The organism is Neoroseomonas eburnea, from assembly GCF_018129005.1.
GTDB classification, from domain to species: domain Bacteria; phylum Pseudomonadota; class Alphaproteobacteria; order Acetobacterales; family Acetobacteraceae; genus Neoroseomonas; species Neoroseomonas eburnea.
Genome location: NZ_JAAEDL010000083.1, coordinates 1 through 1,147 on the forward strand (window position 1 = coordinate 1; position 1,147 = coordinate 1,147).

At 71.9% G+C, this 1,147-nt stretch carries 1 protein-coding gene; it reads right to left on the minus strand.

The features are described from left to right. Positions 1–115: 115 nt before the first annotated feature. Positions 116–1,069, minus strand: coding sequence for an IS5 family transposase (locus tag GXW74_RS27740; RefSeq protein ID WP_211850166.1), 954 nt, complete (start codon positions 1,067–1,069; stop codon positions 116–118). Positions 1,070–1,147: the final 78 nt, after the last annotated feature.

Below are 1,147 nucleotides of genomic sequence, written 5' to 3' on the forward strand. Positions count from 1 at the left end.
GGAGATCTCTGCGAAACGCGCCTGATCGTTTGTTGGAGGTGTGGGAGCGGGCTGGAACGGGCGTTGGCGATGGGTTTTGCGCCGCGGCAGTCGTGGGTCGGACGCACCTCTCCTGTCAGGCGAGGAGGCGTTCGGCACGACGGAGGTTCATGGCCGTGCAGAGCAGGTGCAGATGGGCGCCGTTGCGCAGCAGGCCGCGATAGCGGACCCGGCGCCAGCCGTAGCTGCGCTTGAGCGTGCCGAAGGTGCGTTCGACCTGGCCGCGGATCGGCGCCAGCGCCGTGTTCATCCAGCGCTGCCAGGCGGTGAGCGGGCGGCGCGCATGGCCGCGATGCATGATGCCGTCGGCGATGCCGGCCTCGGCCAGCGCCTCGCGCCGGGGCGCGCTGTCATAGGCCTTGTCCATGAACACCGCCGCCTCGTCGCCCTGGATGAGCCCGTCGGCGGCGAGGCTGTCGCCCACATCGGCGCCGGTCAGCACGGCGTCGCGGATCAGGTCCGAGCCGAGATCGACCGCGACATGCGCCTTGAAGCCGAAGAAGCTGCGCTGGCCGCGCCGCGTGAAGCCGGCCTGCGGGTCCTTGGTGGAGACTTCGCCCTCGCTGAGCGGCGGGCGGGCGACGGCGGCCTCGACCAGTGTGGCGTCGATCAGCGTGCCCGCCTTCAGAACCAGGCCGCGGGCGTCGAGCTGGCGGTTCAGCTCGGCGAACAGCGCCCCGGCCAGGCCGCGCTCGGCGAGCGCGCCACGGAACCGGCACAGCGTGGTCTCGTCCGGCGTGCCGTCATCCAGGCCGAAGCCGCAGAAGCGGCGGAACGACAGCCGGTCGGCCAGCGCCTCCTCGAGGCCAGGATCGGAAAGCTGGTACCACTGCGCCAGCAGCAGCGCACGGAACAGCGCCAGCGGCGGGTAGCCGGGCCGCCCCGTCGGCGCGCGCAGCGGGGCGAGCAGGCGCTCCATCGGCGCCCAGTCGATCAGGCCGGCGATGCGCTCCAGCCGGCGGTTCGACCCGGCACCCGCCCGCAGCAGCGCCTCCGCCAGGCTCCCCTGTCCGATCCGTCGCTGACCCATCGATGCCTCGCCTCAGCCTTCACGAGGCTCAGCGAATCACCCCATCATCCACTCACCAAGGCGTTTCGCAGAGGTCTC

Bases quoted from the DNA above. Each gene is read 5' to 3' on its own strand.
- GXW74_RS27740 (WP_211850166.1), bottom strand. From the start codon at position 1,069: ATGGGTCAGCGACGGATCGGACAGGGGAGCCTGGCGGAGGCGCTGCTG.